15 protein-coding genes are annotated in these 18959 nt (G+C 74.2%); 8 read left to right on the top strand and 7 right to left on the bottom strand.

Going from position 1 to position 18959, the window contains the following annotated elements:
* Nucleotides 1-22: 22 nt before the first annotated feature.
* A complete protein-coding gene (locus tag ACZ7MX_RS27375; protein WP_472135884.1) occupies nt 23-358 on the bottom strand; it encodes a DUF6343 family protein in 336 nt (111 codons plus the stop codon).
* Nucleotides 359-388: 30 nt separating this feature from the next.
* A complete protein-coding gene (locus ACZ7MX_RS27370) occupies nt 389-1945 on the bottom strand; it encodes a UvrD-helicase domain-containing protein (RefSeq protein WP_472135883.1) in 1557 nt (518 codons plus the stop codon).
* A 253-nt stretch (nt 1946-2198) separates the two neighbouring features.
* Here ACZ7MX_RS27370 and ACZ7MX_RS27365 point away from each other — a divergent pair, with 253 nt between their 5' ends.
* Genes ACZ7MX_RS27365 through ACZ7MX_RS27355 form a run of 3 tightly spaced genes read left to right on the top strand, consistent with a single transcriptional unit; the run spans nt 2199 to nt 8412 of the window.
* A complete protein-coding gene (locus ACZ7MX_RS27365) occupies nt 2199-5054 on the top strand; it encodes a DEAD/DEAH box helicase (RefSeq protein WP_472135882.1) in 2856 nt (951 codons plus the stop codon).
* A complete protein-coding gene (locus ACZ7MX_RS27360; RefSeq protein ID WP_472135881.1) occupies nt 5051-6484 on the top strand; it encodes an SWIM zinc finger family protein in 1434 nt (477 codons plus the stop codon). The genes ACZ7MX_RS27365 and ACZ7MX_RS27360 overlap by 4 nt, the downstream gene beginning before the upstream one ends.
* Nucleotides 6485-6498: 14 nt before the next feature.
* Nucleotides 6499-8412 carry a helicase-associated domain-containing protein gene (locus ACZ7MX_RS27355; RefSeq protein WP_472135880.1) on the top strand — a complete coding sequence of 638 codons (1914 nt, stop codon included), beginning with the start codon at nt 6499-6501 and terminating at the stop codon, nt 8410-8412.
* Nucleotides 8413-8884: 472 nt separating this feature from the next.
* Here the strand turns inward: ACZ7MX_RS27355 and ACZ7MX_RS27350 are convergent, their stop codons facing one another.
* Entirely contained in the window at nt 8885-10474 is a 1590-nt protein-coding gene (locus ACZ7MX_RS27350) for an FAD-dependent monooxygenase (protein WP_472135879.1), read from the bottom strand.
* A gap of 723 nt (nt 10475-11197) precedes the next feature.
* Between ACZ7MX_RS27350 and ACZ7MX_RS27345 the strand changes: the two genes are divergently transcribed.
* From ACZ7MX_RS27345 to ACZ7MX_RS27330, 4 genes are all read left to right on the top strand, one after another.
* Nucleotides 11198-12142 (top strand): quinone oxidoreductase family protein, encoded by a 945-nt coding sequence (locus ACZ7MX_RS27345; RefSeq protein WP_472135878.1) that lies wholly within the window; start codon nt 11198-11200, stop codon nt 12140-12142.
* A 159-nt stretch (nt 12143-12301) separates the two neighbouring features.
* Complete coding sequence (locus ACZ7MX_RS27340) at nt 12302-13243, top strand: IclR family transcriptional regulator domain-containing protein (protein WP_472135877.1); 942 nt, start codon at nt 12302-12304, stop codon at nt 13241-13243.
* A gap of 43 nt (nt 13244-13286) precedes the next feature.
* Nucleotides 13287-13736 carry a hypothetical protein gene (locus ACZ7MX_RS27335; protein WP_472135876.1) on the top strand — a complete coding sequence of 150 codons (450 nt, stop codon included), beginning with the start codon at nt 13287-13289 and terminating at the stop codon, nt 13734-13736.
* Between the two features lie 41 nt (nt 13737-13777).
* Entirely contained in the window at nt 13778-14416 is a 639-nt protein-coding gene (locus ACZ7MX_RS27330; protein WP_472135875.1) for a nucleoside/nucleotide kinase family protein, read from the top strand.
* A gap of 29 nt (nt 14417-14445) precedes the next feature.
* Here ACZ7MX_RS27330 and ACZ7MX_RS27325 read toward each other — a convergent pair whose 3' ends face one another.
* The gene (locus ACZ7MX_RS27325) at nt 14446-15876 is read right to left on the bottom strand and encodes a WGR domain-containing protein (RefSeq protein ID WP_472135874.1); all 1431 of its coding nucleotides are present in this window, start codon (nt 15874-15876) and stop codon (nt 14446-14448) included.
* 136 nt (nt 15877-16012) lie between these two features.
* On the opposite strand from ACZ7MX_RS27325, the gene ACZ7MX_RS27320 reads away from it, so the two are divergent.
* Nucleotides 16013-16483, top strand: a complete 471-nt coding sequence (locus tag ACZ7MX_RS27320; RefSeq protein WP_201802071.1) for a type II toxin-antitoxin system PemK/MazF family toxin — start codon at nt 16013-16015, stop codon at nt 16481-16483.
* Between the two features lie 21 nt (nt 16484-16504).
* Here ACZ7MX_RS27320 and ACZ7MX_RS27315 read toward each other — a convergent pair whose 3' ends face one another.
* The 3 genes from ACZ7MX_RS27315 to ACZ7MX_RS27305 form a co-directional block, all read right to left on the bottom strand.
* Nucleotides 16505-17047 (bottom strand): DUF1697 domain-containing protein, encoded by a 543-nt coding sequence (locus ACZ7MX_RS27315; protein ID WP_472135873.1) that lies wholly within the window; start codon nt 17045-17047, stop codon nt 16505-16507.
* A gap of 78 nt (nt 17048-17125) precedes the next feature.
* Nucleotides 17126-17725 (bottom strand): methylated-DNA--[protein]-cysteine S-methyltransferase, encoded by a 600-nt coding sequence (locus ACZ7MX_RS27310; protein WP_472135872.1) that lies wholly within the window; start codon nt 17723-17725, stop codon nt 17126-17128.
* A gap of 89 nt (nt 17726-17814) precedes the next feature.
* The gene (locus tag ACZ7MX_RS27305; protein WP_472135871.1) at nt 17815-18705 is read right to left on the bottom strand and encodes a glycerophosphodiester phosphodiesterase; all 891 of its coding nucleotides are present in this window, start codon (nt 18703-18705) and stop codon (nt 17815-17817) included.
* Nucleotides 18706-18959 lie beyond the last annotated feature (254 nt).

Raw genomic sequence — 18959 nt, 5'->3', positions numbered from 1 at the left:
CCGCGTCACACCGGCTGCCGTGTCACGGTCTGCTTCCGCGTCGGCGGTCCCTGTCGCTGCGTATGCCGAAGGCGTCGTTCCGGCCCCGGTCGGGCTCGTACGGGGGTACGTCCTTGCCCGGTTGGTAGTGCGGCCCCTGGCGGATATGGCGAATGACCATGATCAGGTCCGCGGCCGCCACCATGGCGAGTGCGGCACACGCGGCCGCCCATTCCGGCCGCCCGAAGTCGGCGAAGGCCACGGCCCCGGCGACGGCCCACAGCAGTCCCCACAGGGCCAGGCCGCAGCGTATTTTCAGCGGGCTGCGTGCCTGCAGGGGCTCATTTCCCGTACGCATCGGCATCATCTCCCACTTCACCCTCCAGGATCCTCCTGATCCGTGAGTCAGTCACTGGTCTTCCTCTCCTTGGCAGGCCCCCTCGTCCTTGCAGGTCTTCGTCTTCGTGGCGGCCCTGTCGGTGGGGCGGGGATCGCCTGCCGGGTGGCCGTTGATCCAGGACAGCCCGCCGATGTCGAGCTGCGAGCGGGCGCGGGTCACGGCCACGTACGCCAGGCGCGCCTCGTCCACGTCGATGGGCCCGGGGAGCGGCCGGCCGGTTTCGTCGCACTCGTCGAGGTCATCGGGGCCCGTGAAGTCGTCCGCGATGCGTACGCTCGGCCACTCGCGGCCCTTGGCCCGATGGGCCGTGGACACCGTCACCTCGGCGGAGTCCTCGGGCGAGAGCCGGTCCAGGGCCTGGAGCACGGCGTCCGTGCCGTGCTCGTCGACGAGTTCCACCAGTGGCAGGAGGTCCCGTCCGGCCGGATCGAACTCCGCGTATTCGCGTAGCTCGGCCCAGGTCTCGAAGAGCATCAGCTCCGGATGGCTGGTCCGGCGTCCGGTTTCGAGGTCGTGCACGGCGCGAGCCAGGGAGCTCAAGGTCTCGCCGCCGCCCGCGAGGGCGACCCGGCGGCCCGCCTCCAGCTGTCGTATCACCTCCACCATCGCCCCCACGTTGGTCCGGCACAGAATGGCCTCGGGGGAGCGGACCGGGCGCAGCTCCGTCTTCCGGTCCGGCGCGCCTCTGAGCCGGATCGGTGCGTCGACGATCGCGAGCCAGCGGTTGGCCTCGGCCGCCAGCGCCGGTCCGAAGCGGAAGGAATGGGAGAGGGTCAGCCGGCTGCCGTCGAAACCGGTCATCACGTCGCGGGCGCCGCGCCAGCCGTAGATGGCCTGGGCGGAGTCGCCGACCAGCACCAGCTGGGCGTGGTCGCGCTGTGCCGTGAAGACCTGCTCGACGACGGGATTGGTGTCCTGGGCCTCGTCCAGGAGCAGGAAGTCGGCCGGGATGACGGGCTCGGTCAGGGCCCACATCTTCAGGTAGTGGTCGTGCTCGAAGCGGACCACGCCGTGATCGGGGCGCTGCAGATCGGCCCATGCCTTGCGGGCGTACGGCAGAACGACCTCGGCGAGGTGGGCGTGCAGCGGCGGGGGTTCGGCGCCGCGCAGGGGCGGGACGTGCCGGGCGCGGATCTCGCGGTCGGCCGAGTGGCAGAAGCGGGTCACGGTGCGCAGGGCCGTATAGGAAAGTGCCTTGTGGGTGACCGTGCGCGCACCGATGCGTAAGGATATGCCGTCCTCGATGCCCAGGGCTGCGCCGGTGCGCCAGCCCGCTTGCCGTGGGGCGTTCATCCGGGACTGATAGCGCCTGCCCACGGCGGTGTAGGCGAGGGCGTGGGCGGTTCCGCAGGCGACCTCGCTGGGGAACGTCCGGGCGGCGTGGCGGGCGACGGCCCTGTTGAAGGCGATGTAGCGGCCGAGCCGGCCCTGCCGTCGCGCGGAGTGCGCGAGCATTCCCAGCGTCGTCGTCTTGCCGGTGCCGGCACCGGCCTGGATGACGAGGTGGGCGCCCGTCGGAAAGAGCTCGGCGGCGGCGCGTTGTTCGGGCGTCGGAGTGTTGTGCATCGGGCTGCCTTTCGGTGTGGAGTGGCGGCGGGGACGGGAGGGCCCGTCCGTCGATCGTCGCTACTTGATCACGGAGAGTGATGATGTAACTGACTGTAGCCGATCGCTGCGGATCCGCGACGAGATTTTTTCTGCCTGTGGATAACTCCGCCGCCCAGCGCCCGCCGCCCCCGCCGGCCGTCGGCGTTGTCAGTGCCGTCTGCTTTCATCGGGAGACGGCAGGAGCCGGAGGATTCGGACGTCAGGAGACGGCATGAGTGAGCGGTGGGAGGACGGCGGGTACGCCGCCGCGGCCTGCTGTGCCGCGGTCTTCCTGCCCGCGCAGCCGCCCCGCGCCGGCCGGATCGCGCTCTGGCGACCCGACGGCGGGCCGCTCCCGGAGCCCGGCACCGATGCCCGCGACGACGGCCCGCAGCACACGGTCGCGGAGGTGACGCAGCTGACCGTGGCCCGGCGTCATGGCAGCGGCGCCCGGGCGCGTACGGTTCCGGCCGTGCTGCTGCCGGTGGCCGAGGCCGTACCCCTGCTGGTCCGCGCCCGGCACGATCCGGCCGCAGACCCGGCGGCTGCCTGCTGGGGAGCTGCCACTCTGCACGCCCTGCATCTCGCCGCGCGCGGGCGGCTGCTGCCGGGGCTGACGCCCGAGGACACCGACGCCTGGCGGGCCGGCCCGCTCGACCCGGACGACATCGCGCACCTCCGGGCGATCGCCGCCGCCATGCCCGCCGAGGCCTACGCCGTCCCCCTCCCCGACAGCCGCCCGCTGCACCTGCCCGACCCCGTCGACCTGGTGCGGCGCTATGTGGACGCGGTGGTGGACGCGCTGCCCCGTACCCCCGCCGCCGAGCTGGTGGCCGGCGCCCCGTTCGCCGCGTACGCACCGCAGCGCCTCCCCGGTGCGCGCGACTGGGCCGCCGAGGTCGCGGCCGGTGTCGACGCGGGGGTACGGCTGTCCCTGCGGCTCGATCTCGCGCCGGACCGGCTCTTCGACGTCACGGGGGAGAGCGAAGAGGGCGGCGAGGGGAGCGCGGCGGTGGTGCTGCAGGTGCAGAGCCTCACGGACCCGACGCTGATCGCCGACGCCCGGCAGTTGTGGGACGGCGAGGGACCCGACCACTTCGGTCCGCGCTCCCGCGTCGACACCCTGCTCGCGCTGCGCCGTGCCGCCCGCGTCTGGGCCCCGCTGACCCGCCTCCTGGAGCGCCCGGTCCCCGACGTACTCCCCCTCGGGGAGGACGAGTTGTACGAGCTGCTGGGGGATGCCGCGCCCCGGCTCGGGGCCGCGGGCATCGCCGTCCACTGGCCCAGGGAACTGGCCCGCGGGCTGACCGCGGCCGCGGTGCTGCGCCCGGCGCCGGGCTCCGCCGCGGACGGCTTCGGGTTCTTCGACACCGGCCAGCTGCTGCAATTCCGCTGGCAGCTGGCGATGGACGGACTCCCGCTGACCGAGGCCGAGATGGACGAGCTCGCCGAGGCGCACCGGCCCGTCGTCCGGCTGCGCGACCAGTGGGTCCTGGTGGACCCCGGGCTCGTGCGCAAGGCCCGTAAGCGGGAGCTGGGCTATCTGGAGCCGGCCGACGCCCTCGCCGCGACGCTCAACGGCACCGCCGAGGTGGACGGGGAGCAGGTCGAGGTGGTGCCTCTGGGGGCGCTCGCCGCGCTGCGCGGCCGCCTCACCTCCGAAGCGCACGCCCTGCCCCAGCCGTCCGGACTGCGCGCGACGCTCCGCGACTACCAACTACGGGGCATGACCTGGCTCGACACCATGACCACCCTCGGCCTCGGCGGCTGCCTGGCCGACGACATGGGCCTGGGCAAGACCATCACCGTCATCGCCCTCCACCAGCACCGGCGCCCCACCGACCCCGTCCTGGTGGTCTGCCCGGCCTCCCTCCTCGGCAACTGGCAGCGCGAGATCGAGCGCTTCGCCCCCGGCACGCCCGTACGGCGCTTCCACGGCACCGGCCGCAGCCTGGAGGGCCTGACGGGCGGCTTCGTGCTGACGACGTACGGCACGATGCGCAGCAGCGCCGCCCAACTGGCCGCCCGGCGCTGGGCCTGGGTCGTCGCCGACGAGGCGCAGCACGTGAAGAACTCCCGCTCGTCCACGGCCAAGGCGCTGCGCGGCATCAAGGCGCCGGCCCGGATCGCGCTCACGGGCACGCCGGTCGAGAACAACCTCTCCGAGCTGTGGGCGCTCCTCGACTGGACCACGCCCGGCCTGCTCGGCCCGCTGAAGACGTTCCGGGCCCTGCACGCCCGCGAGGTCGAGGGCGGCCAGGATCCGCAGGCCGCCGAGCGGTTGGCGAGACTGGTGCGCCCGTTCGTCCTGCGCCGCAAGAAGTCCGACCCGGGGATCGCCCCCGAGCTCCCGCCCAAGACGGAGACCGACCACCCGGTCGCCCTCGGACGCGAACAGGCCGCCCTGTATCAGGCCGTGGTCCGCGAGACCCTCGCCCGGATCGAGACCGCCGAGGGCATGACCCGCCGCGGCCTGGTCATGAAGCTGCTCACGGCCCTCAAACAGATCTGCAACCACCCCGCGCAGTACCTCAAGGAGACCGCCCCGGGCCTGGCCGCCCGCTCCGGGAAGCTCGAACTCCTCGACGAACTCCTGGAGACGATCCTCGCCGAGGGCGGCTCCACCCTGGTCTTCACCCAGTACGTGAGCATGGCCCGGCTCCTCGAACGCCATCTGGCCGCCCGCGGCATCCCCGCCCAACTGCTGCACGGCGGAACGCCCGTCGCCGAACGGGAGAAGATGGTCGACCGGTTCCAGTCAGGGCACGCCCCGGTCTTCCTGCTGTCCTTGAAGGCGGCGGGCACCGGTCTGAACCTGACCCGCGCCGGACATGTGATCCACTACGACCGCTGGTGGAACCCGGCGGTGGAGGAACAGGCCACCGACCGCGCCTACCGCATCGGCCAGACCCAGCCCGTACAGGTCCACCGGCTGATCACCGAAGGCACCGTGGAGGACAACATCGCCCAACTCCTCGCCGCCAAGAGGGCGCTGGCCGATGCCGTGCTCTCCGGAGGGGAGACCGCACTCACCGAGCTCTCCGACGCCGAGCTGGCCGATCTCGTTTCCCTGAGGAGGGCCGGATGATCCCCCGTCGCCCCTCGGGGCGCGCTGCCGCCGCGGACCGGCTGGCCCGCGCCGACCGTACGCGTACCTTCCCGCCCCTGCCGCCCCGGCCCGGCGCCCGGGGCCTGTTCGCCGAGTCCTGGTGGGGCAGCGCCTGGCTGGACGCACTGGAGACCACCGCGCTCGACAGCGCCCGGCTCGCCCGCGGACGGACCTACGCCCGCGACGGCCACGTCGACACCATCAATCTCACCCCGGGCCGCGTCCTCGCCACCGTACGGGGCAGCAGGCCCCGCCCCTACAGCGCCGAGATCCGCCTGCGCACCCTCAGCGACCACCAATGGGACGGCCTCCTGGACGCCGTCGCCGCGGAACCGGACCAGCTCGCCGCCCTGCTGGCCAAAAAGCTCCCGCGGACCCTGGCCGAGGGCGAGGTGGGTCTCCTTCCCGGGCCGGGCGATCTCGTCCCCCGCTGCTCGTGCCCCGACCACGGCAGGCCCTGCAAACACGCCGCCGCGCTCTGCTTCCAGGTGGCCAGGCTGCTGGACGCCGACCCGTTCGTGCTGCTGCTGATGCGCGGCCGCGGCGAGCGTGAACTCCTCGACGCGCTCTCCCGCCGTAACACCGCCCTCACCGCAGGGGAGGCCCGCACCAGGACACCGGACGGCGCGGCACCGCCCACCAGCAGCAGGGGCGCCGCCGACCCGGCGCCGTCCGGGCCCTCCGGGCGCCCCCGTGCCACCGGCGAGGAGCCGGCCGCAGCCGCGCCGGGGACGCCCGCGCCGCGCCCCGTCCTCGCCCGCGCCGCCCTCGCCGACCGCCCCCGGCCGGCCCTCCCGCCGCCCCTGCCCGCACCGCCGCAGCCCGGCCGGCCGCATGCCCTCCCCGACGGCGACGGCCTGCCCTTCGACCCCGCCACCCTCGAACTGCTCGCCGCCGACGCCGCGGCCCGCGCCCACGCCTGCATCACCGCCGCCGCCGGCCCCGGCGGACGGCCTGCCCCCACCGGCCCCTTCCCGGAACTCCCGCCCTGGGAGGACGCCGTACGCCTCGCCGCCACGGCCCACCCCACCGCCGGACTGACCTCCGCCACCCGCACCCTCTACCGCGATCTCGCCGCGGCGACCGGACGAACCCCCACGGACGTGGCCCGCTCCGTCGCCGCCTGGCGGCAGGGCGGACCCGAAGGACTCGCCCTCCTCCACAGCACCTGGAACCCCCCGGCCGGCGACTTCGACCGGGCCCGCAGCGCCCTCCGCGCCGCGGACCTCCCGGCCCTCCGCCCCCACCACAACCACCTCACCGACCCGGCGCGCGGCATCCAGCTCCGCTTCGGCCGCGACCACCGCTGGTACCCGTACGAATCCGAACCGGGCGCCGAGGACTGGTGGCCCGCCGGCCCCGCCGACCCCGACCCCGTAGGCGCCGTCACCACCCTGCTCGCACGATGACTAACCTCAAGGCCGTGGAAGGTCTCGACACACTCACCCGCGCCCTCGCCCGCCGCACCCCCGAGCAGCTCGCCGCACTCCTCACCCGCCACGCCGAGCCGCTCGCCCGCCGCCCCGCCCCCACCGAACTCCGCGGCCTGGCAACCGCGTTGTGGTCCTACGAAACCCTCCACCACCTGGTGCTGCACCTCGACCACCCCCGGCTCCAGGTACTCGCCACCACCGCCCGGCTCAGCCAGGAACGCACCGGACGCACCGCTCCCGCGCCCGGCGCCGACTACCAGTCCCTGATGGCGCACCGGCTCTCCTTCGCCCACCTGGCAGGCGCACCGGTCCCGCCCCAGGACGTGTTCGCCGCGCTCGGCGCCGACCGGCCCGGACCGGCGCGTTCCGCCGCCGAGGCGGCCCTGCGCGCCCTTTACGACGACGGCCTCGCCGCGCCCACCGAGGACGGCGCCGTCGTCGTCCCGCCGCGCGCCCCCCAACTCCTCGGCGCCCACGACCTCGGCCCGTTCCGCCCCGACGCCCCACGGCTCGCCCCGGACCCGAGCGCCGACCCCGGCACGCCCGCCGCACCGGTCCCGGCGACCTCGCCGTACGACGAGTCCCGGGCCGCCGCGGCCGCCTTCGCCGCCACCCTGGAGCGCCTGCTGGCCTCCCTGGCCACCCGGCCCGCCGCCCTCCGCAAGTCCGGCGGACTGGCCGTACGGGAGATCAAACGGCTGGCCAAGGCCGCCGGCGCCACCGAACCGCACGTCCGCCTGCTCCTCGACCTCGCCCTGGCCGCCGAGCTGATCGCCCTCACGCGTACCCCGACGGGCATCACCGCGCTCCCCACCGGCGCCTACGACGACTGGCTGGAGCGCCCGCCCGGCGCCCGCCTCGCCCCCGTCCTCGCCGCCTGGTCCACCCTGTGGGCCGTTCCCACCCACACACCGTTCGGAGAGACCCCGAGCGCCCTCGTCCGCGGCAGCGACCGGCACGCCCCCGCCCTCCGGCACGCCCTCCTCGCCGCCCTGGACACCGTCCCCTCCGGCGCCGGAGCGCCCCTGCCGCCCCTGCCGTCCACGGGAGCCTCGGAGCAACCGGAGCCCGCCGAGGGGCCGTTGGCGGACCTCCTCCGGGCGGCGGACTGGTACCGCCCGCTCGCCGTCACCCGACAGCCGATGGCCGAGGAACGCGCCGTCCACACCCTCCACGAAGCGGCCTACCTGGGCCTCGTCGCGCACGGCACCCTCACCCCCCTCGGGCGGGCCCTGCTCAACGGCCCGGACGCCCTCGCCGAGCCGCTCGGCGACCTGCTGCCGCCACCGCTCGAACAGGCCCACTTCCAGGCCGACCTGACCGCCGTCGTACCCGGCCGTCCGTCCGCCGCGCTTGCCGGGCTGCTCGCCTCCGCCGCCGACCGGGAGTCCGAGGAACACGCCGTGACCTGGCGGTTCACCCCCGCATCGGTCCGCCGCGCGCTGGACGCCGGACACTCCGCCGACACCCTCCTCACGGAACTCACCGGGGCCTCGGCAACCGGCGGCCTGCCCCAGCCGCTGCACTACCTCGTGCGGGACGCCGCCCGCGCCCACGGACGGATGCGGGTGCTGCCCGCCGCCTGCTGCATCCGCTCCGACGACGAAACACTCGTCCGGGAACTCGCCGGCCACCGCGCACTGCGCGATCTCGCCCTGCGCGCCATCGCCCCGACCGTCCTGGTCAGCGGCCGTCCACCGACCGCCACCCTGGACGCGCTGCGTGCCGCGGGCTATGCGCCGGCCCTGGAGTCCGACACCGGTACGACCACCGTCGAACGCCTCCCCTCGCACCGCAGCCAGGCCCCCGCCCCGGCCCGCGACCCGCACGCCCCGCTCCACCTCGCCCGGCGCCTCCTGGGACAGGAACAGCCACAGGGGGCCACCCTGAGCGGACGATCCTGATACCGGAGGCGGAAGCGGGCCGCGACGGACGGCGCACGAGAGCGGCCCGGGCGGCGGCTGCTCGTACTCCGTGCCGCCCTTGCCCGGATCCACGGCAGCAGATCGGGTCCGGCTCGACCTCCTCGCTCATCGAAACCGGTACCGGCGGGACCCACTTCACGATCCCCAGCTCCGCCGAGAGGTCGACGCCGCCCGCCCGCGCCTGCGCCATGCCATAGCCACCCCGGCCAGCGCCTTCGGGCGGCAGACGACGCCCTGCCACAGCTCGCCCGGCAGACGGATCGCCTTGATCCGGTTGGCCGCCGAGCCGGCCGGCTTCCCCCTCAGCCCCAGGCCGGCCACCAACTCCCCGGGCAGCACGGCCCGTTCCGGTAAGACCGCCAGTCCATCCGACCGATAGGCGCCCTTCCCCGTAGATGCCGGGCGACCGAACTCCCCCACGGCCCGTACGGCCCGGCAGGCGGCCGCGGGGTCAGCCCTCGGCCGGTTTACGGTGTCCGGCGCCGCCGGTGCGGCGCAGGGCCGTCGGCCGGAAGCCGCGTGGGCGGGGGAGGCGCCGGGTGGCGGGGGCGGCCGAGACCGCGGACGGTGCGGCGGCCGCGGCCGGCGAGACCTCGGGCGGGGCGCCGGACCCGGTGGGCGCGCCGGATGCGGCGGGCGGGACGGGGAGCGGGGGCGCCTCCCAGTCCGCGGCGCCGGTGACCGGACGGGTCAGGGACGTGTCCCGCAGCATGGCGAGAGCGGCCGGGCCGCGCAGGAACGGTGCCGGACGCGGGCCGCCGGTGACGACATCGACGTAGGCGCGGCAGACGGTGGCCCGGCCGGCGGCGGGGGAGTGGCCGGGCACACCGGTGGCCAGGGACCAGAGCTCGTCGACCAGGCGCCCGACGGTGCGCTGGACCCTCCGGGCGAGCGCCGGATCGTCCATGCCGTACCGGCCCAGCGCCTCGCGCAGCGCGGTGGCGCTGTGGGCGGCGAGCGAGAGGCCCTGGCCGAAATCGGGGCTGAGCGCGGCCACCGCGCCGCCCAGCGCGAGGAATCCCGAGGGCCAGGACGGCAGTTGTTCGTAGCGCCGCCGCCGGTTGACCGTGTCGCGGGACAGCCGCACCTCGCTCAGCGGCTCGGCCTCGGCGAGGAGGTCGCCGATGCGGGGGTCCCCCGCGCGCCGGGCGAACGGCACGAACCGGCCGGCGTGCTGGGTCGGCCGGTCCTCGCCGGTGCCGGTGAGCGTGACCAGCCAGCGGCCGCCCTCGATCGGCACCAGCGTCGCGGTCCGCTCCGGGACGGCCCGCACCCGGAGGGCGCGCCCGGCGACGCTGCGGGCCGCGCCGGAACGACCGGGCGGCGGCGCGACAAGGCCCGAACGGGAGGTCAGCACCGGGACGTTGTCGCTGCCCTCGGGGGCGCGGAAGATCCGCGTCGCCGAGACGGTCGCGGAGTCCGCGAGATCCTCGGCCACCCGCGGCAGTCCCAGGGCGGCGAGGCGCGCCCGGCTGGTGGAGTGGCGGCCGGTGGCGTCGACGACCAGGTCGGCGTCGAGACGATACGTTTCGCCGGTCGTGGTGTCGCGGACCCGCACCCCGGTGACGTGTTCCGCGGTGCCGGTCAGCTCCTCCGCTTCGGTGCCGTCGATGACGGCCACCCCGGGGCGGGCGGGTACCTGCTGGCGGACGACCCGGTCGAGCAGGTCGCGGGAACAGGCGATCAGATGCGGCGGACAGCGCCGGTCCGACCAGCCCAGCGGACCGCGGCCGGCCAGCTCCGCCGGCACCGGAACCCGGCGGGCGCCCTCCGCCAGCCAGCGCTCGACGCTGCCGGGAACCAGGGCCTCGACCATCCGGGCACCGTCCGCGGCGAGCAGATGCGCGTGCCGGGCGTGCGGCAGGTCGGTCGGCAGCGCCGGGGTCCGCGGCAGCCGCTCCCGCTCGACGACGATGACCTCGGCGTACTCGGACAGTGCCGCCGCGGCGAGCATGCCCGTGAAGCCGCCGCCGAGCACCACGGCGAGGTAGGGGTGGGTGAACTGCAGCCCGGTGCCGGGCGTACTGCTCGAGGCGTTCATGGGCAGTCCCGTTCTCGTCGGCGGCGCACGGTCCCCCGGCGGGGGCGGGACGCGTCCAGATAGAGCGGTGCCGCGTACGGCCGGGAGTGGCGGCGCGCGGCGGCGATGACGGCATCCGTGGCAGCCGCGACGGTGGCCGTCAGCGAGGGCGGCAAGGACGCGGATGCGGTCCGCAGCAGGCGGAGAGGTGCCGGTGGAAGTGGCAGTGCGCGTTGTGGGTCCCGGCAGGCCGGCGCGTAGGCCGGCCTGCCGCCCCCCGATTTCCCCATCATGATTCCCCCTCAGGCCGTGCCCGCGCTGCCCTGCGGGCGGCCAGGCCCTCCGCCACCCGCCCGTATCACCGGGTGCGGTGGGCGAGCAGCGCTGCCTCGCGGAGCGTGCTCGGCCCCAGGGGACGCGGCCGTCACCAGTGGTCAACGGCGGACACAATTCGGGATCGTAGGCGGCGGCGATCACATCCGGTAGCCGAGATTGAGCGAGGGATGCGAGGCAGCCATCTCGGCCATACCGCTGGGTATATCCGCAGCAAAACGGTGCAACGGGTGGAAAACGCACTGGCGGTTTCTCGCGTCGCGAGAAAGCCGGCGGGAAAATCCCGTCAGAAGAAGGGCAAGGGCAACCCGCACCTCTCATGGTTGGCGCGAAATGATCGGGTATCCGCCCGACAACGGGCGCCCCGCCTACCCTGTGCGGGCACCGCACTTGTGAACCTGAGGGAGAGTCGTGCGCGCGATTGTGATGCGGGAATTCGGCGGTCCGGACGTGCTGCGGCTGGAGGACGTGCCCGAGCCCGCACCCCGCGGTGGCCACTCGCTGGTGCAGGTGACCCTGGCCGGCGTCAACTACGCGGACGTCCATGTCCGGGGGGACTCCTACCTCGCGCCCGTGGAGCTGCCGTACATACCCGGCAACGAGGTCGTGGGCACCGTGGACGGCGGCCGCCGGGTCGTCGGGCTGTGCCGCGGCGGGGGCTACGCGGAACGGGCCCTGCTGCACCGCCGCGTCACCTGGGACGTGCCCGACGCCATCAGTGACGAACAGGCCGTCGCACTGGCCCTCCAGGGCAACAGCGCCTGGCACCTGCTGTTCACCGTACTGCGGATCACCAAGGGCGAGACCCTCGTCGTGCCGGCCGCGGCCGGAGGCGTCGGCTCGCTGGCCGTCCAGCTCGCCGCGCATGCCGGGGCCAGGGTCATCGGTCTCGCCGGCTCGCCCGAGAAGCGCGAACTGGCCGCCGCACTGGGCGCCGAGGCCGTCATCGACTCCCACGCCGACGACCTGACGGACCGCATCCTGGACGCCGCCGGCGGCCCCGTCGACGCCGCTCTGGAGATGACCGGCGGCGCCACCTTCACCCGCACCCTCGCCGCCGTCGCACCGCGCGGCCGGCTCGCCGTCTACGGCTTCGCCGGCGGCGACCTGGCGAACGTCCCGACCCGGGACCTGATGGAGCGCTCCCTGACCGTCTCCGGCTTCTGGCTGCCGCAGCTCTACGCGGACCGTACGGCCCTGCCGACGTCCATGGGGGCGCTGTTCGACGCCGTCGCCGACGGCACCCTCAAGCCGCTCACCGGCGCGGCCTACCCGCTCGGTGAGGCGGCCCGGGCACACCACGACCTCGCCGCCCGCACCCCGACCGGGAAACTCGCCCTCGACGTCACCCGATAATGCGGATAACCCGGGGCCGCGGGCGGGCAGAACGGCTCCGGGAGCACTCCCGGGCGCCGACTGCCGGAGGGTGCGGCCGCGGGTGACGGGGGCGTCGGCTTCCACCGGACACGCCGGGCGCCTTCGGGCGCGGAACACTGCCAGGGGAGAGAGCACACGATGGGCAACAGCACCACAGCACCGGGGTCGCCGGCTTCGGCCGCCGCGCCCGCCTCCGCTTCGGGCTCCGCCGTCACGGCGCCGGGCTCCCCCGGGCGCAAGGGCGGACGCCAGACGGCCAAGAACGGGCCCTCGGCGGGCAGCCGGGCGTCGGGATCCAGCCATGCCGAGCGGGTCTTCCTCGTCCAGACCGCCTTCGCCGAACTCGGCGGATCGGCCCACGGCCCCGGCGAGATAGCGGAGTTCACCGGCCTGGACGACTCCGTCGTCTACCGCATCCTGCAGTCCGGCATCTACCAGCGCATCTTCGAACGGGTCGACCGCGGCCTGTACCGCCTGTGCACCTCCGCCGCCCAACTCGCCTTCACCGCGCTCGACCACCGCCTCGACGGCACGGTCACCCAGACCGTGCTGCAGGAATTGCGCAGGGCCACCGACGGCGGCCTGGCCTTCCTCTACATGGTGGCGCCCTTCTCCGGCGCCCAACGGCAGTGTGTCGACATGGCCGTCGGTGACTCCGACCTGGCCGAACTCGGCATGACGCCGCGCGACGTGCTGTCCGTGACGCGTTCCTTGCGCACCGGCGCCTCCGGGCGGACGATCCTGGCCTACCTGCCGGAGGTGCTCCAGCAGCGGGTGCTGGCCGAGCCCGTACCGGACCAGGCCGGACCGGGCGTCTACCGGGACAACGACGCGCTGCTGGCCTCCCTCGCGGAGGTCCGCGACCTCGGCCACGCGCTCGGCTACGAGGAGTGCATGGCCGGATGGAACTCCTGCGCGGCGCCCATCATGTGGGACGGCTCCATCATGGGGGCCGTCCTGCTGCTCAAGCTCAAGTCCGTGATGCCGGTGGCCCCCGACAACGTCATCGAGGCGACGAAGGAGGCGGCGGCCGAACTCAGCCGCTACGGCGCCGCCGGCCCGGACGCGGGCCAGGCCTGAACCGCGGCGGGACGGAACCACACCCGACACCCGAGGGGGACCGATGGAAGCGGAGTTGGTGGCACTCGCCACGGCAGGGGCGACCACGCTCGTACAGCAGATGGCGACGGATGGCTGGGCCGGCGTCCGGCGCCGCATGGCGGCCTTCCTCGCCCGCCGCCGGGGCGCCGGGGACGAGGCCGCACTGGAGGGCGAGCTGGACGACTCGCGCGCCGATCTGGTCGTGGCGCAGGAGGAGGGCGACCAGGACGGGGTGGCGGGCGTGACCGCGGCCTGGCGGCTGCGGCTGCGCCGGCTGCTGAGCGAGGACCCGGCCGCCGCGGCCGAACTCCGCGCCCTGCTCGACGAGGTCGCGCCCGAAGCGGACCGCGGCACCGTCTGGCACGTCCACAACAACGTGAGCGGCGGGGCCCACGGCATGGTCATCCAGGCCGGAGTCGTCCACGACGCCCGCACCTTGCCCGCCCCGCCCGGCGGACCCTTCCCCGGCTGACGCCCCGCGCGCCGCGCCCCGCCGCCCGGCACAATGGCGGGGTGCGGCTCGAAGCGATCACCTGGGAACGGCTCACCGACGCGCTCGCCGAGCGGATCCTCACCACGGAGGCCCAGGACGGCAGCCCCTGGCGGAGAGTCGCCCTCGACGGAGCGCCCGCCGCCGCACCCGGCGACCTGGCCGGGCGGCTCGCCGAGGCACTGCGGCTCCGCGGCCGGGCGGTGCACAAGGCCGACGCCTTCGGCTTCCTGCGCCCCGCCTCGCTGCGCCTCGAATACGGCCGGGAGGACCCCGACGCTTACCACGACGAGTGGTTCGACCGGCAGGCGCTGTGGCGCGAGGTCTTCCAGCCGCTCGACCCGGGCGGCACCGGACGCGTCCTCCCGGACCTCTGGGACCCGGTGGCCGACCGGGCCACCCGCAGCGCGTACGTGACGCTGCCGCCCGGCGGTGTCCTGCTGCTGCACGGTCCCCTCCTGCTCGGTCACTGGTTCCCCTTCGATCTCACCGTCCACCTCACGCTGTCGCCGGCCGCGCTCGCTCGCCGCACCCCGCAGCACGAGCACTGGACGCTGCCCGCCTTCGCGCGCTACGAGGCCGGGACCCGGCCCGAGGAGGCCGCGGACATCGTCGTACGGGCCGACGACCCGCGCCGGCCGGCCTGGAGCGGACCCGCCTGATCCGGTGGCCGCAGAGCGGTCCGGCGGCCTCAGACGAGCTGCCGTATCTCGCCGCGGACGCGGTAGAACCCGCCCGCGGCCGCCGACAGGTCGTCGACGACGTACCGCGCCCCGGGCTGCCGTATGTGACGGGGGAACTGGACGTTCCAGGACGGTTCATAGCCCGCGGAGACCACATGGACCCGCAGCCGGCCGCCCTCCTGGACGCACTCCACCACGACCCCCGAGGCGGCCGCGGCCGCCACCGTCCGCACCGTGGCCGACGGTGTGTACGTCGGCAGCGCGGCGGCCGACTTCACGTCCCGGGCCACCGGCACCGTGCCCGCCCGGGCGGCGGCGACGGCCGCCTCGCTCGCGTCCACGCACACCAGCGATCCGTCGGTGGTGACCATGTAGAGCTTCTCGTCCAGATACTGCATCGACAGCGCCGAACCTCCGCCCGTGCCCAGCTTCCACAGGCGGGTGCCGTCGGCGGCGAAGCAGTACACCGAAGAGGCCGAGTCGCCGGCGAAGACGTAGCGGCCGCCCGGTGCCGTCGCGCAGGAGTAGACGACCGTGTCGCAGGTGTACGTCGCCTCCAGCGCCCCGGAGTCCTTCGCCAGCCGCTGGACCACCCGCCGGTCGGTACCGGCGTACACCGAGTCGTCCTCCTGCCAGCCGAACAGCACCGCGCCCTGGGTCGGCGTGTGCCACAACTCGCCGCTGCCGTCGGCGGAATAGGCCGTCACGCCGCGGCGGTGGCCGTGGTAGACGGCCCGCTCGTCCCGCCGCACCATCCAGGCGTGCTCGCCGGTGCTGCGCCGCGACCACTGGTACTCGTCCTCGTGGTCGATGACCGTCAGACCGCCGCTGCGGTCCGCGACGTTGAGGATGCCCTCGCGGATGTCCAGCCAGAAGATGTCGACGTCGGGGGCGATGTCGTAGGCGGCGAACGGGAGCTTCGAGGAGAGGTCGTAGACCGTGCCGTCGTCACAGCCGGCGTAGATCCAGAAGTCGTCCGCCACCAGGCACTTGACGCCGGCCGGCAGCCGGTAGTGCGCCAGCACCTCGCCGTCGTGGCCGAGGGCGTGCACATCGCCGTTCTGGTTGGCGACCCATGCGCGGTCCTCGTCGATGTGGATGCCGAACGCCGCGGCACCCGTGCGGAACCGCCACAGCACCGGCGCGAGCGCGCGAGCCGTCGACGGCGCCGAGGACACCTGGCGGCGCGTCACCGGGCGGGCGGTGCGCTGCCCCTGGACGGCCGGGGCGTAGCCCTTGCGGACCTTCTCGCCGATCTTCTTCGCGGCCGCGGCCTGTGCCTTCTCCCGCGTCGGGAACGTCGAGGTCTGCTGCTGGCCGGCCGCGCCGATCCGGCCGTAGCGCACCGAGACGACCGTGTCCTGCACCGTCACCTCGTAGAACTTGTGGGCGCCACCGCCCTCTTGGGACAGTTCCAGATACGTCGTGGTCTCGGACATGATGCTCCCCTCCCGGGCGGCCCCGACGGCCGTCCCCCGCTGTGAAAAACCGTACGGCCGACCACTGACAACGGGCCGTGGAGCGCGGCTCGGGGCCGCTGAACGCCCTGCTCAGGGCGGCAGTTAGCGTGGGGGCGTGACCTCTTCCTTCACCGCATCAGACCCCTCCGGCGCGGCCGACGCGCTGCCCGGCAGCCAGGGACCCACCGCAACCGTGGAAGCCCGGCCGGGCTCCGTCGGCACCGTCCGGATGACCTACGCGCCCGACCCCGACGGCGACCCGGACCCGGGCGAGATCGTCTGGACCTGGGTGCCCTACGAGGAGAACGACGGCCGGGGCAAGGACCGGCCGGTACTGGTCGTCGCCCGGGAGACCGGCGGCACGCTGCTGGCGGTCCAGCTGTCCAGCAAGCGGCACAGCAACGACCGGGAGTGGGTGGCGATAGGCGCAGGACCCTGGGACCGCGCCGGCCGCGACTCCTGGGTGGCGCTCGACCGGGTCCTGCGGGTGCACCCGGAGGGCATGCGGCGCGAGGCGTGCGCCCTGGACCGGGGCCGCTTCAACCTCGTCGCCAACCGGCTGCGGGAGTTCCACGGCTGGCGCTGAGCGGCCGGGGCCCGGCCGGCGTCAGGCGTCCGCCAGCGCCAGGAGCTTGGTGACGGTGTTCCAGTTACGGGCGGTGGCCGTCACCCCGAGCGGGATGCGGCTCACCAGCGCGGCGAGCTTGGAGCGGCCGATGCCGTCCGGGCACCACAGATACAGTTCGCGTCCGGCCAGCCGGAACCGGTCGGGCGCGAACGCCGGCTGGTCGATCGCCTCCAGGCGCGAGGTGTCGGCCGGCACCTCCGACAGGAACGTCAGGTGCAGGCTCTTGGGCTCCGCCTCGGCCTCGGGAAACGGATTCGCGGCGACCGCGGCGGCCAGCTCGTCACGGGTCCGCACGACCACCGGCACCGTGAGGCCGAGGTCGGCGGTGATCCGGTCCGCGATCCTCCGGGCCGTCTCGCCGGGCGGGGTGCCCGGATCGGCGAAGACGAGGTTGCCGGTCTGCAGCAGCACGGTGACGTCCTTCAGACCCAGCGACTCCGCCAGCTCCCGCTGCCGGGACTTGGGGAAGGAGTTGTGGCCTCCGACATTGATGCCGCGGAGCAGAGCGATCTGACGGGACATGGCACTGCCCTTCGGGGAGCCGGCCTCGGTGAGGACGGACGACGGCCGGAACCGGGAGCCGGAACCGGAGGGACGGGATCAGAAGAGCGGCGCGGGCAGCACGCCTTCGAGCGCGAGCAGCTGCCGCTTGGTCTCCAGGCCGCCGCCGAAGCCGCCGATCCCGCCGTCACTGGCGACGACACGATGGCAGGGGACAACGACCGGCAGCGGATTGGATCCCATCGCGGCGCCCACCGCGCGGGCGGCACCCGGCTCCCCGACCCGGTCGGCGAGGTCCTGATAGCCGACCACGTCGCCGTAACGGACACCGGTGGCCAGGATGTGCAGGACCCGGGCGTGGAATCCGGACGACAGCGACCAGTCCAGGGGGACGGTGAAGGTCCGCAGCTCCCCGGCGAAATAGGCGGTGAGCTCGGCCGCGGCCGTCGCCAGATGGGGTATCTCCGCGAGCGGCGGCCCGCCGAAGAACTGCTCCAGCCGGGTCAGCGCCCGGCGGCCCCTCCGCTCGTCGGCATGGAAGACGACCTGCACCAGACCGTCCCGCGTCGCGGCCAGCAGCAGCGGACCGATGGGGGTCGCGAGGCGGGTCCACGCCCAGTCGCGCCGGGTGGTGGACCCGGCCTTCGGCGGCGCGTCCGCCCGGGCCGCCGGCCCCGGAACCTGCTCGGAATTCGTCACCTGATCAGGGTAGGACGCCCCACTGACAACGCGGCGGGAAACGGCTCGCGACGGCCTCCCGTCGGGCCGTTCCCGCAGGTCCGCGGCGCTCAGCCGGAGTGTTCGCGGCCTTCCACGGCCTCCCGCACCACGTCCGGCTTGTTCGTGATGATGCCGTCGACGCCCAGACCGGCGACCTTCACCGCGGTGGCCGCGTCGTCCACGGTCCAGGTGTACAGGTCCAGCGCCCGCCGGTGCGGCCCCCGCAGCCCGTGCACGGCGGCGACGTACTCCGGGGTGACCGCCGTGTGGACCGGATTGATCTGGTCGCAGTACTCCGCGTACTTCGGCAGGTCGGCCAACGACGGGTTCCCGAGGAAGCCGGTCCTGATGTCGCGGCGGAGGGTGTGCACGGTCTTGATGGCGTCGGCGTTGAAGCTCTGGATGATCAGCCGGTGCCGGACGTGCTCCCTGTCCAGCCAGCCGGCCCGGCGCAGCTCCCTGAGGGTCTGCAGCTCGATGCCTGGATAGAGCTCCGGGGACTTCAGCTCCATCAGCAGGCTCTGGTCGTTCTCCTCGACCTCGTCCATGTAGTCCTCGAGGGTCGGCACCCGCTCGCCCTCGAACTTCGGTCCGAACCAGCTGCCCGCGTCCAGCTTCTCGATCTCCTTGAGGGTGAAGTCCGAGACGTTCCAGGGGGAGCGGTCGGGGAAGACCTTCTTGACGTTGGTGGTCCGTGCGAGCGAGTTGTCGTGGAGGATGACCAGCTCGCCGTCCTTGGTGCGCTGGACGTCGTTCTCGACCCATTCGAAGCCGCGCCGGGCGGCTTCGTCGATGGAGGCGAGGGTGTTCTCGGGGGCGTACGAGGAGGCGCCGCGGTGGGCGACCGTCACCGGGGCGTTCCGGTGCGGTGCGGCCTGGGCGGCGGCAGGGGAGAGGACGAGCGCGGACAGACCCATGAGCGCACCGGCGACGACGGTGGCGACGGGGCGGATACGCATACGGACTCCTCGTGACGTCGTTGAGGTGAGCTGACGAGAACGGACGGGAACCGGAGGGACGGAGAGAGGCTCGCAGCCGGGCCGTAGCGGGAGGTGGTCGTGCGGTGGCCGGGCGTGGAACGAGACGTGGCCGGTGTGCCGTGTGGAGCGTCGCGCAATTGCAGGATGCCCGGATCTGTCATGCAACAGACGTACGCTTCCGCCGCCGTCCAACTTGCCGGAGCCGGGGCGTCCGCGCATCTTGGCCGATGATG

It is taken from the genome of Streptomyces sp. NPDC107765 (genome assembly GCF_055657085.1).
This window is presented reverse-complemented; position numbering and strand designations above follow the sequence as displayed.

Excerpts from the sequence above, each read along its gene's own strand:
- ACZ7MX_RS27370 (WP_472135883.1), bottom strand. The coding sequence starts at position 1,945 with ATGCACAACACTCCGACGCCCGAACAACGCGCCGCCGCCGAGCTCTTT.
- ACZ7MX_RS27365 (WP_472135882.1), top strand. The coding sequence starts at position 2,199 with ATGAGTGAGCGGTGGGAGGACGGCGGGTACGCCGCCGCGGCCTGCTGT.
- ACZ7MX_RS27360 (WP_472135881.1), top strand. The coding sequence starts at position 5,051 with ATGATCCCCCGTCGCCCCTCGGGGCGCGCTGCCGCCGCGGACCGGCTG.
- ACZ7MX_RS27350 (WP_472135879.1), bottom strand. The coding sequence starts at position 10,474 with ATGAACGCCTCGAGCAGTACGCCCGGCACCGGGCTGCAGTTCACCCAC.
- ACZ7MX_RS27340 (WP_472135877.1), top strand. The coding sequence starts at position 12,302 with ATGGGCAACAGCACCACAGCACCGGGGTCGCCGGCTTCGGCCGCCGCG.
- ACZ7MX_RS27335 (WP_472135876.1), top strand. The coding sequence starts at position 13,287 with ATGGAAGCGGAGTTGGTGGCACTCGCCACGGCAGGGGCGACCACGCTC.
- ACZ7MX_RS27325 (WP_472135874.1), bottom strand. The coding sequence starts at position 15,876 with ATGTCCGAGACCACGACGTATCTGGAACTGTCCCAAGAGGGCGGTGGC.
- ACZ7MX_RS27315 (WP_472135873.1), bottom strand. The coding sequence starts at position 17,047 with ATGTCCCGTCAGATCGCTCTGCTCCGCGGCATCAATGTCGGAGGCCAC.
- ACZ7MX_RS27305 (WP_472135871.1), bottom strand. The coding sequence starts at position 18,705 with ATGCGTATCCGCCCCGTCGCCACCGTCGTCGCCGGTGCGCTCATGGGT.